This window comes from Lachnospiraceae bacterium (genome assembly GCA_022794035.1).
In the GTDB taxonomy this organism is placed as follows: Bacteria; Bacillota; Clostridia; order Lachnospirales; family Bianqueaceae; genus CALWPV01.
Window position 1 is genome coordinate 1 of the sequence record JAAWDX010000011.1, and the last position, 21489, is coordinate 21489.

18 protein-coding genes and 1 rRNA gene are annotated in these 21489 nt (G+C 50.4%); 1 reads left to right on the top strand and 18 read right to left on the bottom strand.

Going from position 1 to position 21489, the window contains the following annotated elements:
* From HFE64_09150 to HFE64_09225, 16 genes are all read right to left on the bottom strand, one after another.
* On the bottom strand, nucleotides 1-4389 hold a 4389-nt coding region (locus tag HFE64_09150; GenBank protein MCI8633627.1), incomplete at its 3' end, for an InlB B-repeat-containing protein.
* A 214-nt stretch (nucleotides 4390-4603) separates the two neighbouring features.
* The gene (locus HFE64_09155) at nucleotides 4604-5086 is read right to left on the bottom strand and encodes a dCMP deaminase family protein (GenBank protein ID MCI8633628.1); all 483 of its coding nucleotides are present in this window, start codon (nucleotides 5084-5086) and stop codon (nucleotides 4604-4606) included.
* 13 nt (nucleotides 5087-5099) lie between these two features.
* Nucleotides 5100-6146: an A/G-specific adenine glycosylase gene (gene mutY, locus HFE64_09160; protein MCI8633629.1), complete on the bottom strand. Its 1047-nt coding sequence runs from the start codon at nucleotides 6144-6146 to the stop codon at nucleotides 5100-5102.
* Nucleotides 6143-7201 carry a tRNA 2-thiouridine(34) synthase MnmA gene (mnmA, locus tag HFE64_09165; GenBank protein MCI8633630.1) on the bottom strand — a complete coding sequence of 353 codons (1059 nt, stop codon included), beginning with the start codon at nucleotides 7199-7201 and terminating at the stop codon, nucleotides 6143-6145. Before mnmA ends, mutY begins: the two co-directional genes overlap by 4 nt.
* Before the next feature lie 16 nt (nucleotides 7202-7217).
* Nucleotides 7218-7574, bottom strand: a complete 357-nt coding sequence (locus HFE64_09170) for a DUF1667 domain-containing protein (GenBank protein MCI8633631.1) — start codon at nucleotides 7572-7574, stop codon at nucleotides 7218-7220.
* On the bottom strand, nucleotides 7571-8866 hold the full coding sequence (locus HFE64_09175; GenBank protein ID MCI8633632.1) for an FAD-dependent oxidoreductase: 1296 nt from the start codon (nucleotides 8864-8866) through the stop codon (nucleotides 7571-7573). Before HFE64_09175 ends, HFE64_09170 begins: the two co-directional genes overlap by 4 nt.
* 2 nt (nucleotides 8867-8868) lie before the next feature.
* Entirely contained in the window at nucleotides 8869-10314 is a 1446-nt protein-coding gene (locus HFE64_09180; protein ID MCI8633633.1) for an NAD(P)/FAD-dependent oxidoreductase, read from the bottom strand.
* A 38-nt stretch (nucleotides 10315-10352) separates the two neighbouring features.
* Nucleotides 10353-11192, bottom strand: coding sequence for a TPM domain-containing protein (locus HFE64_09185; protein ID MCI8633634.1), 840 nt, complete (start codon nucleotides 11190-11192; stop codon nucleotides 10353-10355).
* Entirely contained in the window at nucleotides 11189-12208 is a 1020-nt protein-coding gene (locus tag HFE64_09190) for a zinc ribbon domain-containing protein (protein ID MCI8633635.1), read from the bottom strand. The genes HFE64_09185 and HFE64_09190 overlap by 4 nt, the downstream gene beginning before the upstream one ends.
* Before the next feature lie 11 nt (nucleotides 12209-12219).
* On the bottom strand, nucleotides 12220-13386 hold the full coding sequence (locus HFE64_09195; GenBank protein MCI8633636.1) for an N-acetylmuramoyl-L-alanine amidase: 1167 nt from the start codon (nucleotides 13384-13386) through the stop codon (nucleotides 12220-12222).
* Between the two features lie 24 nt (nucleotides 13387-13410).
* Nucleotides 13411-14505, bottom strand: coding sequence for an FAD-binding protein (locus HFE64_09200; GenBank protein ID MCI8633637.1), 1095 nt, complete (start codon nucleotides 14503-14505; stop codon nucleotides 13411-13413).
* Entirely contained in the window at nucleotides 14502-15917 is a 1416-nt protein-coding gene (locus tag HFE64_09205) for an SAM-dependent methyltransferase (GenBank protein MCI8633638.1), read from the bottom strand. The genes HFE64_09200 and HFE64_09205 overlap by 4 nt, the downstream gene beginning before the upstream one ends.
* 67 nt (nucleotides 15918-15984) lie before the next feature.
* The gene (locus HFE64_09210) at nucleotides 15985-17277 is read right to left on the bottom strand and encodes an aminotransferase class V-fold PLP-dependent enzyme (protein ID MCI8633639.1); all 1293 of its coding nucleotides are present in this window, start codon (nucleotides 17275-17277) and stop codon (nucleotides 15985-15987) included.
* Nucleotides 17277-17531, bottom strand: a complete 255-nt coding sequence (gene hfq, locus HFE64_09215; GenBank protein ID MCI8633640.1) for an RNA chaperone Hfq — start codon at nucleotides 17529-17531, stop codon at nucleotides 17277-17279. The genes HFE64_09210 and hfq overlap by 1 nt, the downstream gene beginning before the upstream one ends.
* Before the next feature lie 156 nt (nucleotides 17532-17687).
* Nucleotides 17688-18014, bottom strand: coding sequence for a putative heavy metal-binding protein (locus HFE64_09220; GenBank protein MCI8633641.1), 327 nt, complete (start codon nucleotides 18012-18014; stop codon nucleotides 17688-17690).
* On the bottom strand, nucleotides 18011-18934 hold the full coding sequence (locus HFE64_09225) for an LD-carboxypeptidase (GenBank protein ID MCI8633642.1): 924 nt from the start codon (nucleotides 18932-18934) through the stop codon (nucleotides 18011-18013). Before HFE64_09225 ends, HFE64_09220 begins: the two co-directional genes overlap by 4 nt.
* Nucleotides 18935-19108: 174 nt before the next feature.
* On the opposite strand from HFE64_09225, the gene HFE64_09230 reads away from it, so the two are divergent.
* The gene (locus tag HFE64_09230; protein MCI8633643.1) at nucleotides 19109-20527 is read left to right on the top strand and encodes an MATE family efflux transporter; all 1419 of its coding nucleotides are present in this window, start codon (nucleotides 19109-19111) and stop codon (nucleotides 20525-20527) included.
* Nucleotides 20528-20641: 114 nt separating this feature from the next.
* Here HFE64_09230 and HFE64_09235 read toward each other — a convergent pair whose 3' ends face one another.
* Both HFE64_09235 and rrf read right to left on the bottom strand, forming a co-directional pair.
* Nucleotides 20642-21187: a GNAT family N-acetyltransferase gene (locus HFE64_09235; GenBank protein ID MCI8633644.1), complete on the bottom strand. Its 546-nt coding sequence runs from the start codon at nucleotides 21185-21187 to the stop codon at nucleotides 20642-20644.
* Between the two features lie 204 nt (nucleotides 21188-21391).
* Nucleotides 21392-21489 (bottom strand): 5S ribosomal RNA (rrf, locus tag HFE64_09240); the annotation flags it as partial.

A 21489-nucleotide genomic window follows, 5' to 3' on the forward strand; every position in this document is an offset into this window, starting at 1 on the left:
GATCACCGCTCCGCCTGTGATGCTTCCCGGTGCTCCGATCAGCTGCGTTGTCAGCTGTACATACTTCTCTTCTGTCAGATCCGGAGGATCGATCTTGCCCTCTTCATCCGGCTTCGCCATGTAGATATCCACCACATGGTTCGCCTGCACGTTATTCAGAGGCTTTTTAACATAGCCTGCATGATGCTGCATCTGCTGTTCACTCAGCGTGATCTCTTCTCCGTCGATCATGATCTTGTAGATCTTGTACTCACTATTTGTCGTATCCCACGATACCGGTGCCTTGTCTCCCTTGTTCACCACCATCGTGTTACTGATCTCGACCTTATCGTCTCCTCCATACCGGTTCACGGTTACCGTGTAGTGCCCTTCGGTTGTGTTTCCTCCGATCGTCGGCACCGCACTCACTGTGATCACTACCGTATGGTTCGTCGCCACACCGCTGAAATCAACGCTGCTGTTATTCGTGATCTCCTGTGCGACTCCGTCTACCTCAATCTTGACGATCTGATAGTTACTGTCCTTAATGCTCCATGCCACCGTATGGTCCTCGCCGCCCTTCACACTTGTTGTCGGCGTGATCTCATACTTGCTTGGATCTGTACAGCCTACTACCGATGTTCTGATGTCATAGTACTTATCTACTGGCATTTCCGGCGGATTCGGATTCACAGGCTTCTGCGGCTCCTCTTCTTCGCTCGTAAACTCTACGTAGATCTTATGATTCTCATGCAAGCCTGCCGGGTAAGTGTAGCTTGTTTCGTTCAGCAGATCATCACGGATTGCTCCGTCTACGACTACCTTCGTGACATAGCTGCCTTCTGCCGCTGCCCAGGTGACTGTCGGCATTTCGCCTTCCTTCACCTTGCTTGCACCGGTCACGGTGCCCTCGCCCTTATGCGTCGCCGTTACGTCGAAGTACCGGTCATAATACAGCTTCAAGGACAGAGCCGGGCTTCCGGTGATGATACCGGAAAGCTGATTGTTTTCATTCGCGGCATTGTACCAATAGGTAACGCCGTCTACCGTCAGCTCAGCCAGCTTGTCGGCCTCCTGCACTGCTGCAGCAGATTCTGTCTTGCCTACATAGGTTTTGCTTAAGTCTGCGCTTGTTTTGGTGTAGATATAATTGCCGTTGCTGTCCTTGTTGCCGGAGTTGATATAATAATCAACTGTATATTTCGTATTTTCATTGGCCGTCCACTTGGCAATAAAGCTGTGTGCGGCTTTCTTGATGAAGGTCTCACCGCCTACATATTCCGTACTGCCAAAAATGACATTGCCTTCTGCATCCTCTTGCTTTTCAAACCATCCGTCAAAGGTGTAGCCTGTCCGAGAAGGCTTAAGGAATGCATCATATTTGGTAGCCGTTGCCGTCAGATAGGCCTGATCGGAAATGCGGCTTCCGCCGTTGCTGTCGAAGCTGACCACAAATTTATTGGTGTCTTCCTTCCATACCGCGTAGATGGTCTTATCAGAGGATGGCATGATCGGTGCAGCCACAGCTGTTCCGCTGACGCCCTGTGCAAATTTAAAGATCTTGGCCGGATCATTATCATTTGCCTCTGACCAGCCCTGGAAAATATAACCGGGTTTGGTCGGAATGCCTCGTCCGCTGACCGGAATGTTCAGCGAGCCTACATTGGTCTGGAACTTAACATTTTCAATCGAGCGTACATTTCCGGCAGAGCCTCCATTGGGATCTAAGCGGAGCGTGTACTCTCCTTCTTTCCACTGCGCTACCAGATAATAGGTATCTCTGGTCGTAATGCCCTCAGCATTTACTTCCTTTATTGCTCTTTGCTCTGAAATATCCGCTACGTTAGCAGCATTATTGATATAAGCGCTATCGCCGGCTTTATCTGCACTATCGGTATTCAGAAGTTTCCATCCGGTGAAGGAATACCCCTCACGGTAGGGAACTACATTATGATCCTCAATCTTGGTGTAGATGCTGGCGCCGGAAATGACCTGTGCGTACTCGGCAACCGGCTTTTCTCCCTGTGCGGTCCGAATGCTGCCGCCATTGGCCAGATACACCATCTTGGCATAATCTCTTGAATAGTTAGGCCGAATGACAATGACATTGTCTTCTGGCTCAGGCGTTGTTCCCGGTGTAACCGGATCGCCGCCCGGCGTTGTCCAACCTGAGAAATGCTCATTATCCGGATCCTCTGGGTCGGGCACATCCTCATCAGGAGGCAATACAATAATCGGTTTATCGCCGATGACATAGTACTCATCGATCGGATTACCGTCCGGATCCTCTACGCGCACATGTGTGGGCTGGAATACGGCCTTGTTTCCTACGTTACCGCACTCGTCTCTTGTCCATACAACAAGCGGCTCTGTGCTCTCGATCTCATATTCAAATTCATAAATATGCTGTGCAAAGGGAAGCTTCTCCCAATCATCTTCTGTAGGCGTTGCATCTAAATCATTGGTGATCCAATATGCTGCCACTCCCGATCCACGGTCATCTTCAATGAAGGTAATACCATCTTCATCAATTCCATCTCCTGTATCGGTCAGCGTAATGGTGGCAATATTCTTTCCTGTGTTAGCCCCTTCAATGTAAGGGTGCTTATCATCCAAAAATGCAATGACATAGGTGGAAAAATCCTTGGATTCGTTCCCTTTATCATCTTTGACGACCAACGTCAGGGTATAGCGCCCGGATTTGCTGTTTTTATCAAACACATAGTTTTGCAGCTTAGCCGGATCATCTACCGTCTGCGTATTCACTACCGTATTATCTGGATCTGTCACTGTCAGCGTCCACTCGGTCAGCTTTCCGTCGGCTCCTGATTTAGTACCGATACGAGACTTATCAAAAATATTGATGGCCACCGTCTCCGGAACCTTCGTTTCCGCTGTCTGATTGTATTCAGCAGCTTTAACCAGATGCTGCAGATGGATGGTCATAATCTGCTCATCGCTTTCCGAATCAGCATCTTTGATATAGAAGTTTGCCAGCGGCAGCTCGGACTCAACCTCAGCCTGCTGGAACTTTACGCCATCTCTGTGATTGGTGTAGATATACTGTGCAATCAAATCCACATAGTTATCTCCGCTGGCATAAAATCCATTAGCAGAGCCCAGACCCTGATGCGTCAGATTATTGTCGTCATCCTTCTCGCTGTCTGTGACAATCTTACCATCATCCGTATTGGAGATATAGAAAATCTTATTCTCATTCATCCGGTTAATACCGTCATGATAGGATTCATTAGGCTTACCATCTTTGGTAAATTCCTCTGGAATCTGCGGATCATTTTTATCACCTGTCAGGTTGATAAAATACTTCTGATTGGCACCCTCGTAATACTGCACGTTTTTGAGTGCATCAAAAGCGCTGGCCTCATAGCTCATCTCCAGATCCACATATTTCATAATTGAAAGAGATGCACAGCCATGACCCGTATAGTTAACCAAAGGACCAAAACCGTTAAATCCCGTATCTGCCAAAGGCTCATCTCTTAACAGATCGGCAATTGCTCCCAAGTTTCCATTTGCATCATATGCCTGATACTGCACGGTAACACTGTTTTTATTGAGCTCAACCGTAAGACGCACTGTATTCTTAGGGCCAAAATTCATAGTGGGCAAATTTTTCACTACTGAACCAGTCATCGCTGCATTGACTCCAGAATTGATTTTCTGCAATGAGCATGCATTGGTGCCTGCCGCAAATACCAGCGCATATCCTTGTACATTGCCGCCGTTAATACCCGCATTCAAAAAGAATCCGTAGCTTCCAATCGTATGCGTATCAATAACAGCCGGATTAATGTCAAAGCTAAAGTTTCTTCTCGAATTACTAGCTGCTGGGTAGATCATGTAATCGGTAAGCGCCTGAGTACCATACCCTGCAAACACCATGCTGGCCTTGCCCTCATCATCTACATAGGAATAGATATGCTTATCGAAATTTTTACATGCATTTCCTGTGGTATTTGTATTGTTTTTGAAATAGCTTTCAATTGTGCCTGTACCATTGGTATGCGTATTATCTGCCTGTCTGAAAGGCTGCTTCGCCTTCTGATCATCCGAAAGATTCAACGCATTATATGCCGCTGTATCCCGATAATGATCATACACATACCAACCATTGGTATCTGTCGTATCAATCGAAACTGCCGTCGTTGTAATACGGAAATCACTAGCACTCATGCCTTGTTCAATCAGCTTTTCCGTCAGTTCCTGCTTAAATTCCAGAAAGGTTCCCGGATAGTCGCTCGGAACATTGACCGCAATATCGACCTTTGGAGTGGGATTCGCGCCTACATCAATACCGGCAGCATCAACCGGCAGCGCATTCAGCCCCATTCCCAAAAGCATCGCGCCGCTTAGCGTCAGGCTCAATGCTTTTTTTAAGAATCTCTTCATTTGCTTCGTTCTCCTCTCTAAAAAATATGTACACAAATAAAAATCACGCTTAAGATTACATCTTAAACGACTGTTTTCCTTTTATAATCCAATAAAAAAAGAATGTCAACAAAGCGTAAATACGCGCTTTCCTGACATTCTTCCCTAACTAAGCGGCTTGACAACTTCTGACAAGTCCTCCAAAAATTAAAGCATAATATATTTAACTTAATTTTTATCGAAAGTTTAGTTCGATTTTATCTCTGTTTGGAACAAATTGGCGCATCTTCACACCAGCCGAAACCATCATCCGTTTACTTGCCTGCGTCATCGGATCCTTTTCATATTTATCCGACAGGTACACGACCTCCCGAATGCCCGCCTGAATAATCGCCTTTGCGCATTCATTACACGGAAAAAGCGCTACATAAATCCGGGAACCCATCAGCGAACGACCATGCGCATTCAAAATCGCATTCAGCTCTGCATGCACTACAAAAGGATATTTCGTATCCTCCTTCTCTCCTTCTCTTTCCCAAGGGTATTCATCATCCGAGCAGCCCACCGGAAACCCATTATAGCCAGTTGAAATAATAATATTTTCCGGACTCACAATACAGGCGCCCACCTGCGTATTCGGATCCTTGCTGCGGCGTCCCGCCAGCACCGCCACTCCCATAAAATACTCATCCCACGAAATATAGTCCTGTCTCTTCATCTGCTCTTCCTCCTCACCAGATTATTTTTTTAAACGCTGTCGGCAGCATAATCTCCGTTTCCAGCTGCTTTTCATCAGCCCACAGATACTCCCGCCGCGCAGCGGCAAAGCAGGATTCATCGTCCTGGCCGCCCGCCTGCGCGGGCTGAGCCTTATATACATGCATCTTCCAGCGAACATGCGTAAACACATGCTCCGCCTCGGCTATGTGCTCCTGCGCCTCCAGCCGGATGCCATATGCCTCCTGCGTCAGCTCCGGAACCATGGCCGGATCCTCCGTCAGCACATTGGGATATTCCCATAGGCCGCCCAAAAGCATTTTTTCCGGCCTTTTAGTTAACAGAATACACCCTTTTTGCTCTACGATCAGAACAATTCGTTCTTCCATTTTCTTTTTTGTTTTAGGGATTCTCAGCGGAAGCTCCTGCTGCCTGCCCGTCTCTTTCGCCCTGCACTCACTTTGCAGCGGGCATGCCTCGCATTTAGGCGCTTTGGGAATGCAGATTAGCTCGCCCAGCTCCATGAGTCCCTGCACAAAATTCCCTGCCTCGCTCTGCGGATACACGTCCTCCAGTATTGCCTTTACCTGCTTGCGGGAGGCCGGCAGCAAAATATCATTCTCCAGCTCATAAATGCGGCTTACCACACGCATTACATTGCCGTCGATGGCCGTCTCTGCCCGCCCAAAGGCAATCGCAGCGATTGCGCCCGCCGTGTAATCGCCGATGCCGGGCAGCTTTTGGATCTCCTCCTTCTGGTCGGGAAATCCTCCCTGCATCACAATCTGCTGCGCTGCCTTATGCAGATTTTTGGCCCGTGAATAATATCCCAGTCCTTCCCATAGCTTGAGCACCTGCTCCAAAGGCGCCTCGGCCAAGGCCTGCACGGAGGGAAAGGCGTTCATAAAGCGCTCATAATAGCCCAGAACAGCCTCAATCCGTGTCTGCTGCAGCATGATTTCCGATATCCACACCCGATAGGCATCCTGCGTCTGCCTCCACGGCAGCGGTCTCTTTACTTTTTTATACCATTCCAGCAGATCTGTCACCCATCGGTTCATATGCTAAACCCCTTTACAACCTGTCCTCCGCCGTAGATCATCCGGTCTTTATACCATACAATTGCCTGTCCGGGCGTCACAGCGCGCTGCGGCTGATCAAAAATGCACTCCCACAGATCCTCTGTCCTCTTTCTAATCAGACAGTCCTCCTCCTGATGTGCATAGCGGATTTTTCCCTTCAAGCCATCCACACACTCTGCCGGCTCCTCTTCCATCATAAAATTCGTCTTTTCTACCAAAACGCCGCGCTGAAAACAGTCTTCATTGCGCCCCAGCACCACTTCATTTGTCTGCGGGCGCAGCTCCGATACGAAGGCCGGCTCGCCAAGCGCGATGCCCAGCCCCTTGCGCTGGCCAATCGTATAATGAATGAGGCCCTTGTGCTGCCCCAGCACCCTGCCCTGACCGTCCACAAAGGAGCCCGGCAGGCTTTCTCTGCCAGTGTAGCGCTGCAAAAACCCTGCGTAATCATCGCCCGGAATAAAGCAAATCTCCTGACTGTCTGGCTTTTGCGCCGATAAAAGCCCTTGCTCCTGTGCCAGCCGCCTCACCTGATCCTTCGTATAGGCATGCAGCGGCATCTTCGTACGGCCCAGCTGCTCCTGACTAAGCCGGTACAGCACATAGGACTGATCCTTCACCGCTGCTTTTTCAATCGTCCAGCGCCCGCTGGGAAGCTGTACGATCCGGCTGTAATGCCCTGTCGCCACATACTGCGCCCCCAGCGAATCCGCCAGCTCCAGCAGCGCCTTCCACTTTACAGCCGGATTGCACAGCACACATGGATTGGGCGTTCTTGCTTCATAATAGGCATCTGCAAAGGGACGGACCACTTCTCTTTCAAAGAGCGTCCGCACGTTCAGAATATAATGCGGTATTTGCAGCTGCTCGGCTATTTTCTTAGCCTCTAAGCCAATGCCGCCGTCTGCTGCATTCTCTCCCATCCCTGTATCGATGGTTGCTCCAATCACTTCGTATCCTTGCTCCTGCAGCAGGAATGCTGCCACCGAGGAATCCACTCCCGATGACAGCCCGATCACTACCTTTTCCTTCAAATATAGTTCCTCTCACTCAGACCTTGATCACCTTACGCGTCGCGATCAGGTTCTCACCAGTGCCTGCCACATTTTCAATCAAAATATCACCAATCTCCAAAGGAGCCTCTGCTCTCACGCCTGCGGCCTGCCGCAGCACTTCCTCTACCTTTGCCTTCGGCACAGCGGCGCTGGTCTTAACGGAAACCATATGCTCATCTCCGCCCGTCACATACACCGAGGTCGTAACCGTGCGCATGGGATTGGTCATTTCAGAGATCGCATACTGCTCTCCCCGCGGACAGGCATTGCCGCTTACAGCAATCCCCTCCGCCGTCTTCTCTGCCGTCAGCCTACAGCCTCTGGGACATAAAATACATGTATATTCCATCATAGCTCCACCTCTAACGTAATCTCTTCTGCCTTCTGCAGCTGCTGCAGCAGCTTTTCACTGACCGCGATCTCCTGCATCTCGCCCGGTACCACACGCAGGAACCGGCGCTGCAGGACCTCCTGCCCGTCTGCTTTTAGCACAAACCGTCCATTTTCCAGCGGCTGCGCCACGCGGCAATAGATTGAAAATGCTTCTGTCAGGCTTGTCCGCTGCGGCACCGTATAACGCACCTGTCCAAGTGGACGAATCGGCACCTGCCGCGCAGCCTCCTTCTTTCGTTTCTCTTTTGCCGCCGCGCTATTTTGCGCTGCGCTATTCTGCGCTGCACTCTTTCCGGCGATCATACTTTCTTTGCTGACAAAATCCACAATATCATGCACATGCAGCACATTCCCGCAGGCATAGACCCCCGGCACGCTGGTCTGGCGATGCTCATCCACCTGTGCGCCTCCCGTGACCGGATCCATCAAGACCTCCAGCCCTCTTGAGAGCTCATTTTCCGGCAGAAGCCCAACCGAAAGCAGCAGCGTATCACAGGGCACATACTCCTCCGTCCCGGGAATCGGCTGCCTCTTTTCATCCACCTGCGCGATGGTCACGCCTGCCAGACGCTCCTTACCGTGAATATTCACCACCGTTGTACTCAGCTTAAGCGGGATCCCCTGATCCACCAGACACTGCTGAATATTTCTCGCCAGTCCCGACGAATACGGCATCAGCTCACACACCATTTTTACATCAGCGCCTTCCCACTTCATCCGTCTGGCCATGATGAGCCCAATATCGCCCGAACCAAGCACCACTACCTGATGCCCCGGCATCATGCCCTCCAGATTCACCAGCCGCTGCGCCAAGCCTGCCGAATAGATCCCCACTGGGCGCGTTCCCGGAATCTTCAGATTGCCGCGCACCCGCTCCCGGCAGCCCATTGCCAGCACCACACTATGACAGCGGTACTCTATCACACCCTCCGATGGCGAAAGACAGAGCACGCTCTTATCATACTCTTCCTCCGGATGATACTGAATCTCCAGCACCATCGTCCCTGTCTCATAAGGAATCTGCCGCTCCTCGACCTGATCCACAAACCGCTGCGCATACTCCGGTCCCGTCAGCTCCTCCTTAAACCACTGCAGTCCAAACCCATTATGGATGCACTGCTGCAGGATGCCGCCCAGATGCTGATCGCGTTCCAATATCACCAGATCCCTCGTCCCCTCATCATAGCAGGCCACCGCAGCCGCCAGTCCTGCCGGGCCGCCGCCCACAATCACACAATCCACATTCCGCAGCATCACTCTACCCCCTTTAAATATCCCTGTACAATCTCCGTACCATTTCCTGCCTTGCGCACCGCTTCCAGCGAAATCCCCGCCTCCTCTGCAATGATCTGCATCACGCGCGGCGTACAAAAGCTTCCCTGACAGCGCCCCATACCGGCCCGGCAGCGCCGTTTCACGCCGTCCACCGTATACACCGGCACCGCAGAGCGGAGAACATGACGGATCTCTCCCTCTGTCACTGTTTCACAGCGGCAGACAATTTTACCATAATCCGCATCCTTCTCACAGAGCGCCTTGCGCTCTTCCCATGAAAGCTCTCTCACACAAGGGGATGCCTCCCTCGTTTCCTTCCAGCTGCTCTTTTCTTTTACATCACCAAGCTTTGCTTTCACCAGCTCTGCAATGTCCTGCGCAATCGCAGGCGCCGAGGTAAGGCCCGGTGAACAGATGCCGGCTACCTGAATAAACGCTGGCACTACAGCAGACTCTCCGATCACAAAATCCTCTCCGCATACTGCTCTGATCCCGGCAAAGCTGGTAATCGCACCGCCGAAGGGCAGCTTCTCACAGCTCTTTTTGGCCTGCATAAAGATCTTATCCTGTCCGGCCTGTGTGGTTGCCGTATCGCCCGGCTCCTCCAAAGCATCGCTGCTTGGCCCGATTAGCAGATTGCCCTCTGCCGTCGGCGTAACCAAAACACCCTTTCCGTTTTCATCCGGTGTCTGAAAAATCACCCGCTGCACAAAGCCGCCAACGCTGCGGTCATATAAGGTGTATTCTCCCTTTTTCTCCTGAATGCTCAGCGCCTCTGCCCCCGCCATTTTGCTAATCTCGCCGGCATGCGCACCCGCACAGTTGATCACAAGCCTTGCCTGCAGCGTATCCTGCTTTGTTTTTACCTTAAAGCCGCCTTCTGTTTTTTCGATGCTCATCACCGGCTCATTAAGCCTGAAAACTACGCCGTTTTCCGCTGCATTTTCTGCCAGTGCAATTGTCGCTTCATAAGGCGAAATGATGCCCGCAGTCGGAGCATACAGCGCCGCTGTCACCTTTTCTGATACCTGCGGCTCCATGCGGCGCACCTCTTCTCCCGATAAAACCTGCATAGAGGGCACGCCGTTCTCTAAGCCTCTCTCATAAAGCCGCTGCACCTCTTTCTGCTGCGCTTCGTTAAATGCCAGCACAAAGGAGCCCACCTGATGAAACGGGATCTGCAGCTTTTGGCACAGCTCCGGATACATCTGGTTTCCTTTTACATTGTACTTAGCCATCAAGCTTCCCGGCTTTGGATCGTAGCCTGCATGGATAATGCCTGAATTAGCTCCTGATGCGCCTCTTGCCAGATCCTCTCTGGCCTCCAGCAGCACTGCTGAAAGCTCATACCGTGAAAGCTCTCTGGCAATGGCTGCCCCTACGATCCCTCCTCCGATGATGATTACATCCAGTTTTTCTGTCATAATTTCCTCCATTTGCCGCTTTGCGGCCTTTATTTATTTTAAAATGACTTTCCGCCTCCGCCGTGTGTTGTGCCTGAGCTGCTGGTATGCACCGAGCTTCCGCCCCCGCCCGAGCTGCTGCTTCTGTCATCGTCCCGCGGAATCTCGCGTGATGTTGTAAATTCGCTGATCAGCTGATCCACTCTATGATCGAGATGAAGTCCCTGCTTGGCACTAAAATACCTGCTGGCCGCTACCTTAGCACTGCGCGAGCTATGCGCCATCACCATCACGCAAACAGCGGCAATGGCTGCCGACAGCAGCAGGAGCACCGGCCAATAGTTTTGCAGCACTAGCTTTAGCCGCTGGGGATAGCTGTAGGTCAGTCTTCCGCCAAGAGGCTCATTTTTCATGCAAAATTCCGTGCGCCGCAGAAACTCACGGCAGGCTTCATCATAATCACCGTCTTTTAACGACCGTACAATGGCCTCCAGCGCGTCATCGATGCGGGCATCGGTAAAATACTCAATGGCTTTGCCGCAGGTTGATATGTACGCCTCTCTGTTATCCATATCGATCAGGAATAAAACACCGTCTCCTCTTGGCTTGTCAAAGCCAAAGCCATGATCATCATAAAAATCATCTGCATAGCGTCTTGAGGATTTACCACCTGTGTTTTTTGTAGTTACAATCACAATATCGATCTTCAGCTGGATCCTCAGCTCACTGATCTGGTCCTCCAGCCAAGAAGCATCCTCTAAAAGAACGGCCTGATCATATACATATTTCTCTGCTGCGTCTATTTTGAACTGCTGCGAGCACAGCGCCGCCAGACAAAGCATCCATACAAGGCATACAGCCGCTCCCCGGCGGCTCCATGCTTTCATCCGCTGCTTCATAAGAGTAATGCACCTCCCAGCGTCATCAAAATAAAAATAATCGCCGTGAACGCGGCTCCCCAAGCCAGCAGCTTAAAAGCGCTCAGCGGGGGCCTGCCCGCCACCTTGCCGCTCTGTCCGTTCACCGCAAAGGTATAGATCTCTCCTTTATGCCGGTAGCGCAGCATCCAGACAGGCAGCAGCGCGTAATTGGGCTGCTTTTTTAGATATCGCTGCTTGCTTGCCGTAATCGTCTGCGCCGTATACCCCTGAATCGTCTTTAACAGCTCGCTTTCCGCTGCCTGTGCCATCCTTCGGTCCACTCTTCTAAAAACACTTTCGGCACTCTCATCATATTTCTCTGCCGCAAAACCGGACAGATACGGAAGCTCAAACTGCCGCAGCTCCTGATATGCATATGGCTCTAAGGCATCCATCAGCTCATCCTCCATCCGCGAGGATGCATCGGCCGGCACCTTTTCAAATGTAAAATCGGCGCCGCGCTCAATATGAAAATTTTTAGTATTGGTATATTCTGTATCTCCGCTGCGCCACACATGGACCTTCTTCGCATTTCCCGTGATCTCTGCTCTCAGCTCGCAGTCAAAAAGCCAAAACGGCACATAGGTGCCTGTGATCTTTTCCAGCTGCTGCGGCTGAAAAAATCCCTTCGGCGTAAAGCGGCCGTTGTGGCACCACTTTTTAAAGATCTCCTCTACCTTTTCTTTTGGAACATTAAAAGGAATCACCAGATCCGGTTTAAATACGCCTTCCAGGTTTCTCTTTACAATCGTAGGAGAACCGCAGTAGCGGCAAAAGGTTGCCGCCGTATGCTCATCCGTCACCAAATCTGCACCGCAGCTCGGACAGTGATATTCATTCAGGCTCTGTCCCTGCGGCTCTGCCGCTCCCTCCTGCGAAACCAGAGCCTCTTTTTCCACATCATGACCACAGAAGTCACAATGAAAGGTGCTCTTTTCTGCATCATATTCTATCGGTGCCCCGCAGTGCGGGCATTTATATGTGACAACTTCCATTTCTCTCTCCTTTAATTCTGACTGTCGTCCCCTTGCTGAGTCTGGCTGCTCTCTGTGCTGCTGTCGCTGTCATCCGACTTAGGCGCAATCTCTTTCACAAACTCAAGAATTGTACTTCCCATTTTATTGGCCGCCTCCGCCTGCAGCGTCTCATCTGTCACCCATTCATGATCGATCTCATAGGTCAAATACCCCATCTCTACCATCACTGAAGGGATGGTCGTACGCAGCAACGGATTATCCTCTGTCCGCACCTCGCGCTCCCACATGCCGAAGCCCTCTGCTGCCGCTGCCATAAGCTGATTTGCCAGCTCCTCGCTGTAAACGGCTCGCTGATTATCGTCTCCTTCTCCTGTCCAGTACACAGCCGAGGTGCCGCCCAGCTCTTCCTCAGAGCCATTGCAGTGGAGCGATACGATCAGTCCCGCATGGTTTTCAATTGCCCGGGTCACTCGCTGCTGATCTGTCATCACCATATCGCTGCTGCGCAGCAAAATCGCATAGTAATCCTCTGTATGCTGATTGATATACTCCGCCAGCTTTTCCGCTACCTTAAGCGTAATCTCCTTTTCAACAGCATCCCCCACCTGCCATCCGGCATCCGTCCCTCCATGTCCGGCATCAATGGCAATCACAAACCGATACTCACTTAAATCCTGCGAATTCTCAAGTACAGTCTGTTCGTAAAGACTGGTCGGTTCTTTTTTATAGTTTTCGGTATTCGTATAAACCATGCTGGCCATATAGGAGGCAAGCTGCTTGGGAATCCCTGTCAGATCTGTACGATTCACAGAGCGGATCGTCCCTGTTTCTTCCTTCGCTCCGTCACTTTGGACAACCTGCACCGGCTTAGCTGACTCCTCCGCGGTGCTCTCACCATTTTTTCTCATAGACTTTAACAGAACGATCGACAGGATCAGGATGGACGCAAAAAGCCCTATCATAAACACAAGCTTTTCCGGATGCGCCAGGCGGTATTTTCTTTTTCTGTGCTTTCTTTTCTTTCCCGGCTGTTTAGATCGCTGCGCCTGCGGCCGCTCCCCCTGCCAGAAGGGATCCTCATCATAGCTTCTAAACTGCGCAGACCGCTGCTGCTCTTCCCTTTGGTTTTCTCTATCATAATAGTCTTCGTATGAGCTTCTCTGTCTGTTTTTTTTCTGATCTTGCTTTTTTGCCATTTGTAAACTCCATTTCAAGGCGCGCTATTTTTCTATCTTCATGCTCAGCGCACGCGTCTTAAAAACCAGTCCTCTCCAGCGTTTTTGATACATAATCGGCGATTTCAGGCTTTTAAGTGCAATACTGATTTTAAGAGGCAGCAATGCTCTTTCATATTGTATGCGGCAAGGCCTGCCTTTTATTTGAAATGCATCCGCTAGTTTTTTACCGCTTCTCAGCGCAAAGCTGATTCCCTCTGCCGAACTAGGGCTAATCAGCCCTGCGGCTTCCCCTATCAAATAAATCCGCCTGCGGCCGCTCCATACGCTGCCCCATGGCCTCGGCCTTAAAATAACAGCGCCGCGCTCCTTTTGCGGCTGACTTACATCAAATCCTTTTTTAGTTAAATCCGCTTTAAAGCGCTCAAACCTCTTTCTTACATCCGTCCCGGCCGGCATCGCACTGCCGATAATCATCTGTCTTCCCTCCGGGATAATCCACGAATAAAAATCCGTCACCTGCTCATCAAATACAGATACATAATATGGAAGCGTCTCCGGCATGGAATGCCACTCCTGAATGCTGGCGTACACTCTGGGCTCATGCCTTCTTGGTCTCTTTTTCAAAAGATGCTTTCGCACCATCGAGCCTCCTCCGTCGGCGCCAACCAAATACGCCCCCCGGACCTTCACCTTATCTCCGTTTTCCTGCCTGATCCAGATGCAGACGCCGTCCTTCTCCTCCTGTATGCCAAACGCCTGTGCGCCCTGCCAGACCGTCACATTCTTACGCCTTGCAGCCAGCTGCAGCAAGTACGCATCCAGCTGCGCACGGTCGATATTGACATACCGCTTCTGATAATACCGCTCCATCTGCGTATCAAGATCGATCGCGCGGATCGCAAACACCTGCGGCTCCGCAAGCACCTGCCTCGGAACTGGGATCCCCAGTTGTGCAAGCACCTTCTGCGCTGTCTCATCCAGCATGCCGCCGCAGCTTTTCTCGCGCTCATACAACCGTTCTCCGCTCAGCAGAAACCGTCTTTCCACGATCAGCACGCTTAAATCCTGCGGCAGCTTCCACGCCAAAATGCTGGCCGCCGGTCCTCCTCCTACTATGACAACATCATATCGCTTCAACTGAGCTTCCATCCCTTCAGATACTTATTCTTCAAAATGCCCTTAACAGCCTTGCCCCAGCCAAGCGGGAACCCTCCGGTCAGCAGCAGCGTCCAGCCGTCCTCATATTCACCTGTCAGCGTCTCGCCCTTCAGATAGCGCAGGGCCTCCTCATGGCTCAGCTCGCATTCCCGCTGGCAGCTTCCCTTTTTAAGCGTAAGCGCAAAGGCCTGCGCCGGCTCAAAGCGGTCCTTCTTAAGCTCGCCCAGCAAAATGCCATTTCGCAGCACGCGCAGCCCTGCCAGCGCCCCTTGCGGAACCGGGCTATAATACAGCTTTTCCCCCAGCTTCTGAAAATATCCGCCTTCCGGCAGCACGCTCCGCCAATTTCCTGCCGCGCAGGCCAGATTTTCATCACACCACTCCTGCCACCACTGCATATCCTTGCTATTATAAGCGCCGCGTCCATCTAGATCCGGCAGCTGCGATGCGGTTTTGCTTCCTTCCTTCTGCAGCAGGGCTGCAAAATGACCCTGTCCATCTGCCTTATGCGGCCAAAAACGCGCCGTCAGCCGAAGATCCTCGCGGCCTGTGCGGCTCCACTGCGGCCGGCCGTCCTCCATGCCGCCTGTTTTAGCAATGGGCAGCAGCCTTAGCTCGGGATGCGCCTCTAGCAGCTGCTCGATCATCTGCTCATCCTCCAGCGGCGCAAATGTGCAGGTTGAATACAGCAGCATCCCGCCGGGCGCCAGCATCTTTACGGCTTCATGCAGAATTTCCCGCTGCAGCTTGGCATAATATTCATTGCCGTACTGCTCCCAGTTTTTCATGATCGCCGGCTCTTTATGAAACATTCCTTCTCCGGAGCAGGGCGCATCGACTAAAATTTTATTGAACTTGCCTTCAAAGCGTTTGGCTAGCTTGTAGGGTGATTCTGATAGCACAGCGGCTTGTGTGGCTCCCTGCAGCTCTAGATTTTTTAAAAGCGCTTTTGCTCTCGAAGGGCTGATATCATTTGACACCAGCACGCCGCTTGTCCCAAGCTTTGCAGAAAGACAGGTGCTTTTCCCGCCGGGCGCCGCGCACAGGTCTAATACCCAGTCGCCCTGCTCCACCGGTAGTATAGCGGCTGGGGCCATCGCGCTAGGCTCCTGCAGATAATACAGTCCTGCAAAATAATCCGGATGCTTGGAAAAATCCTTGGTTTCTCCCGTCAAATAAAATCCGCTCCCACACCAGGGCACCGGCCGCAGCGGCGCCTGCTGCCCTTCGCACTGCAGACGCATCTGAAACTCCTGCGGACTGAGCTTTGCCGTATTGACTCTGAGCCCTTGCCAGTAGCTTCTTTCAAATGTCTGCACATAGGCAGCATACTCCTCGCTTCCCAGAAGCTCTTTCATTGTATTTTCATATTGATTGGGAAAAGAAACCATAGCTCCTCCTTATGTAAAATGGCCGCTGCAAACTAACGCTTTTCGCAAGCTTGCAGCGGCGCCTCATTTAATATGCAGACGGCAAACTAATAACCCCATCGTTGATTATTTCCTGTAAAGCTTTCATCACGCCAAATTTTCCATGGCTCCATGTGAGACCGCCCTGGAAAAATACTGTATAGGGCGGCTTGATAGGCGCATCGGCAGAAAGCTCAATGGACGCGCCGGAAACAAAGGATCCTGCCGCCATGATGATCGGACAGCCATATCCGGGCATATCCCATGGCTCAGGCGTCACGAAGGAATCTACCGGCGCAGCAAATTGTACGCCTCGGCAAAAGCTCAGGATACCCTGCTCCGAACCGAGCGTGACCGCTTCCACAATATCGCACCGCTCTTCTTCCGGCTCCGGCAGTACGCCAAACCCCAGCGCCTTAAATACGGCAGCAGCATATACAGCCGTTTTAACGGCAGCGGCCGTAACAGTCGGCGCAAAAAACAGCCCCTGATACAGCTGACGTGTCACTCCCAGCGTAGCGCCGGCCTCTTTTCCAAGCCCGGGCGCCGTTAAACGGATCGCGCACAGCTCCACCAGATCCTTGCGGCCTACAATGTATCCGCCAATAGGCGCAAGACCGCCTCCGGCATTTTTAATCAGAGAGCCCACCGTGACATCGGCTCCCACATCAGCCGGTTCTATTTCCTGTACAAATTCACCGTAACAGTTATCCACCATAGCAATCACATCCGGCTTTACACGCTTAGCAGTCTCGATAATCTCTCCGATCTCCTTGACCGATAATGAATGTCTGGCTTCGTATCCTTTAGAGCGCTGAATCTCTACCACTTTCGTTTTGGATGTAATCGCTTTTTCCAGTCCCGCAAGATCCGGATATCCCTCTGGCGTAAGAGGTACGATTTTATAGGTCACGCCATAGTCAGCAAGACTTCCTTTTTCTTCTCGGATCCCTACAACACCCTGCATGGTATCATACGGTGTTCCCACGGCAAATACAATCTCATCGCCAGGCCGCAAAAGGCCAAACACCGTCGTAGCCAGTGCGTGCGTCCCGGAAATAATTTGAGGCCGCACCAGCGCATCCTCCGCATGAAATACACGGGCAAATACTCTTTCAAGCGTGTCTCGCCCCGGATCGGTATAACCGTATCCCGTAGTGGTTTCGAAATGCATCTCAGCGATACGCTCATGCTGAAAAGCCTCCAGCACCTTCCACTGGTTGACCTCGGAGATTCGGTCAATCTCTTTAAACTTTTCTGCCAGTCCCTCTTCCTGCTTCTCACAGAACTGCGCTACTTCCGGGCTGATTCCCATCTGGCTTAATATTTCTCTCCCGGCCATTACTCCTGGTCGCCTCCCTGCGGCTCCTCTTTGAGCATGCTCATGGGCACAGAACGGGAAGGACTGATGGTCGATACAGCATGCTTATAGATCACCTGCTGTCTTCCCTCTGATTCAATCATAATTACAAAACTATCATATCCGCGAATGATACCTCTGATTTGGAATCCATTCATCAAAAAAACCGTTACATCAATCTTTTCTTTGCGCAGCGTATTTAAAAATACATCCTGCAAATTAACTGCTTTTGTCATACTATCGTATCCTCCATTCTCAGGTGTCTTACTGTCCTCGCAAGAACCTCTTCTCCTTACAGATTGTGCTGGCCTGATTTTGTCTCTTATTTTTATCCATTTCAGGCTCAAACTCTTTGTTATTTTACCGTATTTTGTCGATAAATTCAAGCCTTTTTATCTCTGTTTTAAGGTAACCGCTGTGCCTGAGGCTGTGACCATCAGCATACCATTGTTGCTTCCCAGCACCTCGTAATCTATATCAATTCCGACCACGGCATCAGCGCCCTGCTCCATCGCCCTCTGCTGCAGCTCTGTCATGGCCTGTGATCTTGCTTTTAGCAGCTCCTCTTCATAGGACCCGGAGCGACCGCCAAAGAAATTGCTGAGCCCGGCTGCAAAATCGCGCACAAAATCCACACCGGCAATGACCTCACCAAATACAATACCTCTGTACTCTTTAATCTCATACCCCTCTACCGAAGGTGTCGTCGTCATGATCATCTGGTTTTCTCCTCTTCAACCCATAATATTTTTTTATCAGCATCTAAACATGCAGCCGCTCCCAGCGGAAGCGACAGGGTCGGCAGGCAGTGTCCGCATGGATAATGCATGATTGCCGGCTTATCCTTCGGCAATAGACCATCAAATATCTGATTAAGCGATAAAGATGCCTCTGGATCTGATGCCTCGCAATCCGTATATGCTCCTAATATGATACCGGCACATTCTTCAAACTTTCCTGCCAGCCGCAGGTGATTGATCATGCCATCAATCCGATAGGGGGCCTCATGCACATCTTCCAAAAACAAAAGCTTTCCTTTTGTATCGATCTCATACGGCGTCCCAAGCGACGATGAAACCAAGGATAGATTTCCTCCGCAGAGAATTCCTTCCGCCTTTCCTCCTCTTAGCGTCTGCACACCTTCTGCCGGAAGGCTTCCGCTGAGTCCTCCAAACATTGCCTTTTTTAAATAGATCCCGGTATATTCATCCAATCCCTTGATCATCTCTGTCGAGGGCATGGGTGTATGATAGGTCACCAAATGACTGTATTGATTGAGCGCAATATGCAGGGCCGTTATATCACTGTAGCCGCCAAGCCATTTGGGATGCTTGCTGATCCGCGAGAAATCCAGCCGGTCTAGAATTCGCTGTACGCCATAGCCCCCGCGAATGCAAAAGATTCCGTCAATCGTTTCATCCTCAAAGGCCTTCATAATATCATCCGCTCGCTGTGCATCGCTTCCGGCCAGATATCCATTCCGCGCAAAGCAGCTTGGATACAGCACCGGTACAAGGCCATAGTCCTTCAGCGCTAGCTCACTGGCTGTGATATCAGCCTCTTTTTCTTTTGGCACAGGACTTGCCGGCGCAATGACGGCAATGCGAGCGCCTTTAAATAGTGGTTTAGGCGTAATCATCTTTTTTCATCCTTTTCATCATTAAGTTATCGCTTAAAATAGCACAAATCCTCACCCCTGTCAATATTTCTGCATGGAATACATTCATCCCTTCATATTATAAAGAAAGGTTTGTATCCTGCCTGCATTTGTGCTATAATTAAAATAATTTTAAAAAGTGAAGGAGAATGATATATGGCATCCAATCGAAAACAAATCAATATTATGGACGAATCCAGAAGTGTAAGTAAAACCATCTTATTACTGGCTTGGCCAGTTTTTGTAGAGCAAATCTTTTCTACACTGGTGAGTTTTGCCGATACGGCTATGGTAGGTTCGCTGGGCGCTACGGCCACCGCCTCCATCAGTATCAGCAATTCTCCTATTTTTTTGTTAAATGGTATTATCATGGCTTTAGGCGTAGGCATAACTGCTCTGGTAGCCCGTGCTGCCGGAGCCGGTGATCATCAGCTTGTCAGAAAGCTGATGCGCCATGCTATGATGGTGATCTTATACATAGGCCTGCCGATTACGCTGCTGACTGCCTCTCTTTCCCGCTTGATTCCTCTTTGGATGGGCGCCGGCGAGGATATTTTGGATATGGCGACGCAGTATAATCTGATCGTATCCTTTGGCCGTTTGTTTAATCTGGCCGCTATGGTACTAAACTCTGCTTTTCGCGGCTATGGCGATACCAAAACTCCTATGAAGCTAAACCTCATGATGAATATCATCAATGTCATCGGCAACTATCTGCTGATCAACCCAACCCGAATGGTCTCTCTTTTTGGCTATGAATTTACGATGCCGGGCGCTGGCTGGGGCGTAAACGGCGCTGCCGTGGCAACCGCTATTGGTATGCTCTGCGCAGGACTGATGGCCTTTAAAACGGCTCTTAGCCATAAAAATCCGTACCGCATCTCTTTTGAAAGCAAACAGGATCTTCTGCCGGACAAGACACTTTCTAAGCAGATTTTCCGAATCAGCTTCCCAGCTATGCTGGAACGCATCTGCATGTCTTCTTCTGGCATCTTTGTCACCAGCAGCATTGCCATGCTGGGTACTGTCAGCATTGCTGCCAACAGCCTCAGTCTTTCTGCTGAATCGCTTTCCTACATGCCGGCCTTTGCTTTTCAAACGGCAATCACAACCCTTGTCGGACAGGCGCTGGGGGCTGAAAAGCCACACCTTGCTGAAAAGTTTGTGCATACCACGATGCGGATTGGCGTCATTGTCATGTGCTTTACGGGCCTTGGCCTTTATGTGTTCGCTTCTAACCTCATCGGCGTATTTACTCCTGATCAGGAGGTTATCCAAATGGCCTCTGAATGCCTGCGGCTCATGGCGCTCATCCAGCCTATCCAAGTCGCGGCCTGGATTTTCTCCGGCGTGCTGCGAGGCTCCGGCGATACCAGCGTCAACTTCTATATCAGTGCTGCAACCAACTGGGGCATCCGTACACTATTTTCTGTATTGGCTATTCGCGCTTTTGGACTAGACCTCTATGCAACGTATATTGTTATGATGGTAGAAATTGCCGCTCGTCTGCTGCTTCTCTATCTACGCTATCGAACTGGCAAATGGAAAACCGTTATGACTAAAATGGCGGCTTAAGCAGATTATTCGATTGACAGAAAAATACCCGTATAAAAAAAGCATGATCATCCTTTTCATTGTGGATGGTCATGCTTTTCTATTTGCCGCTTTTCAGTATAGGAAACAATAAAGCTATCTTAAAAATTTAACCATAAAAACCCAGTCACTGTATTGTCCATCTGCATGTTTCATAGCATGCACCTCTCTCCCCGTTATCTCAAAACCAAACCGCTCATATAGACGAATGGCACGGTCATTATCATGGGCTACGCTTAAATCAATCTTTTCATACCCTGCATTATATGCAAACTTAATTAACGTATCCATCAGAGCACTGCCAATTCCCAGCCCCCAAGAATCCTTAGCTACAAAAACATTCAAATTACATTTATGCCGCATCTTTCTACGGTTTAAACATGCTAAGATATCACCATACCCGATGACCCTGCCCTCATAACGAGCAACTACTAAAGCTTCCTTCTCCGACGCCTCCACATCTTCAATAAAACTGATACAGGACTCCAAGGATATTTCTTCATCTTCCATACTTCTGGATAAGAAACGTGTTTCTTTATATCCACGATTAGAAATCTCGCAATAGTCTTTTGCATCCCTGACATGAGCCCGATCAATCTCTATCTCTTTACCATTCTTTAATATAATTTTCACTGGAAACATATTTTTATCGCTCCTCATATTTGACTGCATGATTACCCTTTTGCTCACATTTTCCTCTATTGAGCAGACAAGCGCAGGTATATAGTTAGAAGAATATCCCAGAAAGAGTAGACTGTCAAGCACTTCTAGGATCTCTTCCTCTTAGCTCTTCTTCTCTATCAAAAAAGGAGCAGACACATCTGCTCCTCATTCTCTCCATTCAAAAACCGGCAACCTCCTACTCTCCCAGGCGGTCCCCCACCAAGTACCATCGGCCGCCTATGCCTTAACCTTCGTGTTCGGCATGGTTACGGGTGTTTCCC

Excerpts from the sequence above, each read along its gene's own strand:
- hfq (MCI8633640.1), bottom strand. The coding sequence starts at position 17,531 with ATGACAAAAGCAGTTAATTTGCAGGATGTATTTTTAAATACGCTGCGC.
- HFE64_09195 (MCI8633636.1), bottom strand. The coding sequence starts at position 13,386 with ATGGCAAAAAAGCAAGATCAGAAAAAAAACAGACAGAGAAGCTCATAC.
- HFE64_09220 (MCI8633641.1), bottom strand. The coding sequence starts at position 18,014 with ATGATCATGACGACGACACCTTCGGTAGAGGGGTATGAGATTAAAGAG.
- HFE64_09170 (MCI8633631.1), bottom strand. The coding sequence starts at position 7,574 with ATGATGGAATATACATGTATTTTATGTCCCAGAGGCTGTAGGCTGACG.
- HFE64_09235 (MCI8633644.1), bottom strand. The coding sequence starts at position 21,187 with ATGTTTCCAGTGAAAATTATATTAAAGAATGGTAAAGAGATAGAGATT.
- HFE64_09190 (MCI8633635.1), bottom strand. The coding sequence starts at position 12,208 with ATGGAAGTTGTCACATATAAATGCCCGCACTGCGGGGCACCGATAGAA.
- HFE64_09230 (MCI8633643.1), top strand. The coding sequence starts at position 19,109 with ATGGCATCCAATCGAAAACAAATCAATATTATGGACGAATCCAGAAGT.
- mutY (MCI8633629.1), bottom strand. The coding sequence starts at position 6,146 with ATGAACCGATGGGTGACAGATCTGCTGGAATGGTATAAAAAAGTAAAG.
- HFE64_09225 (MCI8633642.1), bottom strand. The coding sequence starts at position 18,934 with ATGATTACGCCTAAACCACTATTTAAAGGCGCTCGCATTGCCGTCATT.
- HFE64_09210 (MCI8633639.1), bottom strand. The coding sequence starts at position 17,277 with ATGGCCGGGAGAGAAATATTAAGCCAGATGGGAATCAGCCCGGAAGTA.
- HFE64_09155 (MCI8633628.1), bottom strand. The coding sequence starts at position 5,086 with ATGAAGAGACAGGACTATATTTCGTGGGATGAGTATTTTATGGGAGTG.
- HFE64_09205 (MCI8633638.1), bottom strand. The coding sequence starts at position 15,917 with ATGGTTTCTTTTCCCAATCAATATGAAAATACAATGAAAGAGCTTCTG.
- HFE64_09185 (MCI8633634.1), bottom strand. The coding sequence starts at position 11,192 with ATGAAGCAGCGGATGAAAGCATGGAGCCGCCGGGGAGCGGCTGTATGC.
- HFE64_09180 (MCI8633633.1), bottom strand. The coding sequence starts at position 10,314 with ATGACAGAAAAACTGGATGTAATCATCATCGGAGGAGGGATCGTAGGG.